Below are 7,256 nucleotides of genomic sequence, written 5' to 3' on the forward strand. Positions count from 1 at the left end.
TCGTTGCACTGCTGGAGTGAGGCCATAAGCCGAGCGGATGCCGAGCAACTAGCCGCGTCATTCATCCTGTCGCGACGCGGAGACGTGTACTCTGTGGAAGGGGCTAGATAGCCCGGCGAACTGCGTAGCCGGTCTTGGTTGTAATCATCGTTCTAAGAAGCCATTTGTCTCAGTGCGATGAATAAACTCTCAAAGTCTTCCATCTCCAGAAGTTCGTCTCCAAGACGACTGCGAAAGGTCTCGGCATAACCGTTCTCTCAATGCTAACTGGGTTCGATATCTAATGCCTCGATCTTCCGTTCAGCCAACCATCGATAGACCGCAGTTTCGATAAACTCAGGGCCGCTGTCGGTACGGATGTACTGCGATTCTCCTCTCACCGAAAACACTTCTGCCGTAATATAAACTCCATTCTCGCATGTGATCATGCGATCGCCTTCAACTCCAGACACTCTCTGAAGTACTTTTTGACGATGAAGAGCCGCTTCAATTTGGTCCCATTTTCGATGTAATCAAAAATGAAGTTCCAGCTCCAGTCATGATCCTTGGACTCCGCAAAATGCCGATGACAACCATTTCCACTAGTTCCCCGCCTTCTCTTTTCCGCATCTTTTTCAGGACCTTCAACCCTTCTCAACGCCACAAGCGATAAACTCTCGTTGCACTCACCTGCCAGCCGTCATGACGCAACGGGCGACTAAAGCGCATTCCTTGAGTGACTAGCGCCCTTTGCGAAGTTTAGGTAGGTTGCGTTGCGTCATAACAAGGGAGTTGGTGATGCAGCCATATTCGAAGGAATTTCGCAGGGATGTTCTTGCTGCGTGCGATGCGGGTGGGGGCTCGCGCGCTGTCGCACTACGGTTCAATGTCGGTGAATCATGGGTGCGTCGAATCAAGCAGGAGCGCCGCGAACAGGGAAAGACGACACCTACACCGACGCGAAAGCGGACTCCAAAGTGGATGCCTGAAGTCGAATAGATCAAGGGGGCCATTCAGCGTCAGCCTGATCTTACGCTGAAGGAATTCAAGGCTATCCTCGGAACAAATTTGAGCGTTCAAACGTTGTGTCGCGCGCTGCAACATTCGAAACTCCATTTGAAACAAAAGTCTTAAGAGCGGCTGAACAGTTTCGTCCTGATGTGGCAGCTCATCGAGAGATTTGGAAACTGATGCAATCGGGATTCGATCCTGAAAAGCTGGTGTTTCTCGATGAAACCTGCGCCAAGACAAACATGACCCGGCCTCGTGGACGTGCTCTGTGTGGCGAACGTTTGGTGTGTCACGCACCGTTTGGGCATAGGAAGACGACGACCTTCCTGGCGGGGTTACGGCTGAACGGACTGATTGCTCCGCTGGTGATCGATGGCGCTGTGAACGGAGCAGTCTTCGTGAATTATGTCCGCCAACACTTGGCAACAGTGCTCCATTCGGAAGACATCCTGATCATGGACAATCTCAACAGTCACAAAGTTGCTGGCGTACACGAAGCCATCGAAGAGGTCGGCGCCCGAGTGCTGTATCTGCCTCCCCCCTGCCTGGACTTCAATCCGATTGAACAGGTGTTCTCAAAACTCAAATGGCTGTTATGCAGGAGCGGCTGCCGTACGGTGGACGCGCTTTGGGAGACCTGTGGCCAATTGCTCGATCGTTTCCCCGCCCACGAGTGTGCAAACTACCTCAAACACTGCGGCTACCGCTACACCTAACTAGGACGCGCTCTAACTTGACGATAACCGAATACGGAAGCGAACGAACCAGTTTCAACATCGCATTGACAAAGCCACTTCACCATCTCTTGAATGAAGCTCATAGCGCTGGCTGCTGCGAGGCCGATCAAGAACCTTGAGGCCCAACACTCGGAGACTTAAATCTCCATTAGCGAATGTTCCAACACTGTTCGATTTCGAGAAGGGCCCGCGAGTAAAGCTACTTTATTGCAACTCGACGGTTTCTACAATTCACATGCACCGAGGCTATTTCGAAACCGCTTTTTTGTCGATTGGCAAGAAAGTTGCAAATCCAATAGAAACGGGTTTTGAAATGTGCTTTAACGAAGTCATCACTTGAATTGAGAAACTGATCTTTGTGTGCACTTCAGAAGAAACGCCCCAATTGACCTAATTTTCTCAGGGACAACAGCGACACTACGAAAGACAGGACGCAAGAAAGTATCCGATGTCACAGTGAAGGCGATTCCGGTAACACATCTTTGCTGCATCGCTAGGAGGACATTCTCTTCAGTTAATCCACCGTCGACATCGATTCTCAATGTAATTGGACAGAGCTGCTTGCGAGTGTGAAAATCAAGGCCGACATAACCAGGCAAGCCGTATTCATTCGCGATCTCTATACCTGATTCACTTGGCGCCCATCCATCAGATTTTCGATTCCAAACTTCAACTCCATCTAGCAAGTCTTTCCATTCCGGTAGAAAATTCTTCCAGGCATTCTTGCGAGCAGGGTGTGCGAACACACAGATGCCCTCGTGAATCTTGACATGCCTCAAAAGATCTACAGTTGGGACGTTTTCTCCTGCAAATGGAACATCTCCCCAGGTTAAGACGTGGTTTGTATTCGTTGACTCGCTGTACTCGATTCCTGAAATAACCAAAAACCCATCTGAAGATACAGTTCGACACTCATTGCGATGCCGGAGCCTCTTTTCTTCAGACCATCCACGATCGTGCTCTGTCAGAAGCACAACATCGTATCCTCGACCCTTGAAGAGTTGTGACAACTCATTGATCGTCCAAGACCCGTCATAAGACCAAGTCGAATGAACGTGACACGCAGCGCGAAGAATCATCTTGACCTCAGTTTGTCAAAGACTTGCTTTTTGAGTGTCAGTAACGTGTCTAAAACGAAAACCATCGGATCTGACCAACGGAAGCTGTACCAGGATTGAAATGGAGTCCATTTAAGAAGTCGAAGTATTGTCCATGTGACTGACGGCCATTGTTGAATCGCATCTGACTGAGGTCCACGAACCACCATTATTAGGTGAACAATCTCTCTTCCAAGATTACGGCATATCTTGTGAGAGCAGTTTTCGGGTGGAGGCGGTGAGAGTTCAGCCCCCAACTTTTGTTGCACAGTCCAGGACGGATATTCGAAACCGCAACTTCGAGCGAGAGCCATGCTTCCCCATGGTCGCCCATTCAGTTCCATAAACCAATAATTTTCAGATTCATCCATCAGAGTTTCGACCATAAACAGTCCATGCCATTCGGCTTTACTAATGAATCTCCTAACCTGCTCGGCAAGAGTCGGAACCACTTCGATCGATTGACATGCACTTGAACCGGAACCATGAGGGTTCATCATTCGGATTCGAGAGTGCCCAATAAGATGCAAAGCTTTGCCGTGCTTTGCGATACCAAAAACTCCGACTCCCTGCCCGTGAAGAATTGGCTGCAGCAACATTGGCTCTTGCCCATTCCACACTTTAACCGCTTGAGCCATTTCATTTCCATCGTTGCAATAATAAGCCTTTCCGCGAGTTACTTTGTTGCCCGATACGCGTGCTGCCATTGCAGGTTTGAATATGACAGGATAGGCGATATTCTCGATGCGGAGATCGTCAACAGATTGAATGAAATGCGTCTCCGGTACATCCATCCCCGACTCCACAGCTACCTGAATCTGGAGACGTTTGTCAAGTGCAAACGATGCATTCGCGCCATCTGCACACGCGAGTGGAATCAGCGTGCCATCTTTGTTCAAGGAGGAGCAAACCAATAAAGCCTGATCGTCTAACGGCAGGACTGCATCAAAACAATGCCTCTTGTATACAGTGACCAACTCTTCTTGGCATTGCAGAACACTGACCTCTGGCGCTGTGATCTCAATAATCTCTACAAAACGACTCCAGCGAAGGCTGCATGAAGTCGCTTTTCTCTGGAATACAACAACTGAGAAACCTGAGTCAATCAAACTCCATACGACTTCCGGTGCTGAAATCGCATCCGCGAACCCAATCAGAATACGTGGTTGCTGACGGCCTCCAATAGAAGTCTTCATGACTGACGAACCAAAAAGCGTTTCATTGTTATCATACGAGCACCTCTAATACTTGATTTGACACCTATTAAATTAGTAACCATCCTCACCGCCTCAATTGTTGTGTAAAACGAGACTCTACCTTCGCTACCATGTAGATTTTGTTGATTCTAATGTTCTTTTTTGTAAAACAAAATTCAAACGACATGCCTTCGTAAAAACATTGAAACATTTCGTTTCACAAATCGCTTAATGGACATTCTACCAGTGAGAATATCAGTGATCTGCCCATCCGACATATCATTGCGGATAGATGTGCGGGGGCATATCTGAGAATAGTGGGTTGACGTGCCACCGTCACTCGTGAAAATCTTTTGAAAGCCAGTTGCCTTCAGTCTTCGGATAACGGCCTTGTTGTAAGCTCCAAAGGGAATACTGACCGTGTCAATTGGAGACTGACAAATCTCTTCAAGCTGATGTCTTGCTTCGATCGTTTCAGAATAAAATTGTGTGTCGTTCACAGCACGCCAATCACAGTGTTCTTTTCCATGAAGCCCAATCGACATTCCGGAGTCCAGAAGTTTCTTAATTGCGTCTGCATCCAGGTAACCAGACATGGTCAATCGTCCGGTTAAAATGAAGAAAGTTGCACTCAATCCGTTTTCAGCAAGTTTGGGGGCAATAATCTCAATGTCTGAGCTATTTCCGTCATCCACTGTGAATTCGATCTTATTGCCTAGGGCTATTTCCTTGATTGCTAGGTCGATAATGTCATTGAATTTAGTTACGCTGATCCAGTAAGGCAGTTCGTCTCTCGGAATGTCGCCCGATGGCTGACCAACGCCGTGGAAATTTACGATTGAAATTCTAGAAGAGTTCATATTTTCACGTTTCGACGAATGCGTTCTTGAGAAATGTCGCGTTGGTTTGTTGGAGTCGCTTTTTAATGTTTTTTGGAGGGGGCAATTGGTGTAAACCGCAGAATGCTCCATACGCTTCATCCCATGCTCGGTACAGGCAAAGTCTTGCAATCAATGCCATGGAATAGGCATAGGCAGTTGGAATCCCCAAGGGGTGAAATCGAATCAGGAACAAGATTCGATTGCGAAAATTGAAGTAATTCGAAAAGGCAGACGCTCGATTGTACATCGTTCGACTGCCAATCGATGTACCTCCTTGATGAAAAACCTCTGAATGATGACAATACTGCAAAGGAAGTTCTCCCCGTCGAAACGCCCAGTCAATCTCCTCAAAATAGAGAAAGTAGTCGTCCTGCATTCCACCTGTCATCTCGTAAAAAGTACGCGACACAAAGAAGTGCGCACCTGGACAATAATCAATCTCCGAGAGTTCGGGATAAGGTGTCGAGTCTTGCGGAAGTCCTTGGTGAATGTTTCTGCATCTCCCCGTCCACATGTTGACCTGTCCGCCATCAGACTGGATTGAGTTGGCAGGCTCTGTGAAATTGATTCTTCCGCCCATGAGTGAGTACTCGGGGTTCTTGTCAATTGCTTTCTGTGCGTTTATTGCTGTGTCAGGCAAGACGACGCAGTCAGGATTGAGAATCCAGTAATTCAGTATTTTGGAATTGCAGTAGAGGAGCTGAAATCCGATGTTGCAGGCCCCGGCGTAACCAGAGTTTCGATGGTTGCGGAAAATTGTCACGGAATGGGCTTTGGCGTCGTTGGGAAATTCTTTCTCATTACTTGTGATGATATCAAATGAAAGTCGGCCCGATTCTACGAGCTGTCCAGCCCATCTCTCGATCAGCTCGATGGTGTTGTCTGGAGATGCATTGTCAACAACGACAATCCTCAAAGCCTGGTGGCTCGATTCAATGAGACTTTGAAGGCAAGGAATAATCACATCCGAAGAATTGAATGACACAATGACAACCCCCAATAGATTGTCAGTTTGGGGTGAATCAATGGGAGATGTTTGAGAGATCATTGATGCGTGATATTCTAGTAACCTGTGGGGCGAGTTCTTGATCAGAATTTGGTCAGGACTCGACTCTGGGAGAACACTTTGTTATGACTATAAGCCCTTCTGCCAAATCGAACTTTCATCATCGACGCGACGCAAATTCTGTGGAACCGACAGTGCTGCCACTTGTCGATAAAATAGAGTCGACTCACTCAGCGCTCGTCATTCAAGAGGTGCAAACTCCTTGAGACTTGTTTCAATTTCAATCATTTGAAAGCCGATATCAGCAGAATGTTGGAACTTTGTAGAATATTGGAACTTTCTTGAGATCTGGGGCGATTTTAACGAAAGGGCACCGGAAACTCTGCAAGGACCTATCAAAACCAACAATGATAGTGAAAGGTGTAGGCGAGTTGAACGAAACCATTGAAGAACAATATTGATTCTCTTAGCAGATCACGAGTAAATGAATGCTCCGGAGCTAGGCAAGTGTTCGTTCAACTTTTCACCTCCGACGGTAACGACGAAGCCGTCAACCGTTCAAAAGCAGTGGGCTTTTGTGATGACAGCGGAAAGCCGCAGACCGTGACCATCGACCATTAGGCCGCTCTTCGTAGAATTTCGCTTTTTCGTCAGGCCGACGCTGCCTCCCCCTCTTTCTCTGGGGGAAACGTGGCATCTAGCATGAACTTTATCCAACAAAGTTGTTTCAATGCGTCAAGCTTTCCGAACAGTCTCAACTAGGCTGACTTGATCCACCCGAAGCTTGTTCACTGATCGAATCGACGCCAGAATGTTGTAGGACTTGGAAACCGTTCTCGCCAACTTGAGAGGTTCCGAATTGCCATCGAGCACCAGTTTGAACTACGCATAATACAACCTCCAAACACAGCAGCGGAGAAACTCTGGCGCGTCCCCAGTTGCAGGAGTTCGATACACTCGGAAACATGTCTGCAATCAGAAGCTGTTGTGAATTCGAGAGATACGGCTTCGGAGCCGTGTTCGGCGCGATCGCCGACGGTCCAATCTGGCCCCTGTTCTCATTGACCGACGTTCTGTCAACTTACGGCACAGGGGATTGAGCATGAGCGTCTCCATTCGCCCAATCAACTATGCTACCCCTCGCCAAACCTGTTTACTAGATTGGAGTACTAAAAGAGTCTCCAGGACATCCACCCGGCTGGACTCGAACCAGCGACCTCATGCATGTCAAGCAGTTGTGTCGACTCCTCGGAATGGACTGGGTGACAAGTCTTCAAACGACCAATCGGACTGGTTAGGATCGGAGGTCAACTTTTGTCCTTCAGTAACGTTTCGCATCGGGGCACTAG

At 47.9% G+C, this 7,256-nt stretch carries 5 protein-coding genes and 1 pseudogene; 2 read left to right on the forward strand and 4 right to left on the reverse strand.

Annotated features, from left to right (window positions below):
* Positions 1–263 precede the first annotated feature (263 nt).
* Entirely contained in the window at positions 264–452 is a 189-nt protein-coding gene (locus AB1L42_RS21425; RefSeq protein WP_367061279.1) for a hypothetical protein, read from the reverse strand.
* Positions 453–777: 325 nt separating this feature from the next.
* Here AB1L42_RS21425 and AB1L42_RS21430 point away from each other — a divergent pair, with 325 nt between their 5' ends.
* Both AB1L42_RS21430 and AB1L42_RS21435 read left to right on the forward strand, forming a co-directional pair.
* A complete protein-coding gene (locus AB1L42_RS21430; protein WP_367061284.1) occupies positions 778–978 on the forward strand; it encodes a hypothetical protein in 201 nt (66 codons plus the stop codon).
* A gap of 131 nt (positions 979–1,109) precedes the next feature.
* Positions 1,110–1,706: pseudogene (locus AB1L42_RS21435) on the forward strand (IS630 family transposase); the annotation flags it as partial.
* A gap of 1,096 nt (positions 1,707–2,802) precedes the next feature.
* Here the strand turns inward: AB1L42_RS21435 and AB1L42_RS21440 are convergent.
* The 3 genes from AB1L42_RS21440 to AB1L42_RS21450 form a co-directional block, all read right to left on the reverse strand.
* Positions 2,803–4,020, reverse strand: coding sequence for an ATP-grasp domain-containing protein (locus AB1L42_RS21440; RefSeq protein WP_367061287.1), 1,218 nt, complete (start codon positions 4,018–4,020; stop codon positions 2,803–2,805).
* Positions 4,021–4,196: 176 nt separating this feature from the next.
* Entirely contained in the window at positions 4,197–4,880 is a 684-nt protein-coding gene (locus AB1L42_RS21445) for a polysaccharide deacetylase family protein (protein WP_367061292.1), read from the reverse strand.
* A gap of 4 nt (positions 4,881–4,884) precedes the next feature.
* Positions 4,885–5,886: a glycosyltransferase family 2 protein gene (locus AB1L42_RS21450; protein ID WP_367061297.1), complete on the reverse strand. Its 1,002-nt coding sequence runs from the start codon at positions 5,884–5,886 to the stop codon at positions 4,885–4,887.
* Positions 5,887–7,256 lie beyond the last annotated feature (1,370 nt).

This window comes from Thalassoglobus sp. JC818 (assembly GCF_040717535.1).
In the GTDB taxonomy this organism is placed as follows: Bacteria; Planctomycetota; Planctomycetia; order Planctomycetales; family Planctomycetaceae; genus Thalassoglobus.

Bases quoted from the DNA above. Each gene is read 5' to 3' on its own strand.
- AB1L42_RS21430 (WP_367061284.1), top strand. From the start codon at position 778: ATGCAGCCATATTCGAAGGAATTTCGCAGGGATGTTCTTGCTGCGTGC.
- AB1L42_RS21440 (WP_367061287.1), bottom strand. From the start codon at position 4,020: ATGAAGACTTCTATTGGAGGCCGTCAGCAACCACGTATTCTGATTGGG.
- AB1L42_RS21445 (WP_367061292.1), bottom strand. From the start codon at position 4,880: ATGAACTCTTCTAGAATTTCAATCGTAAATTTCCACGGCGTTGGTCAG.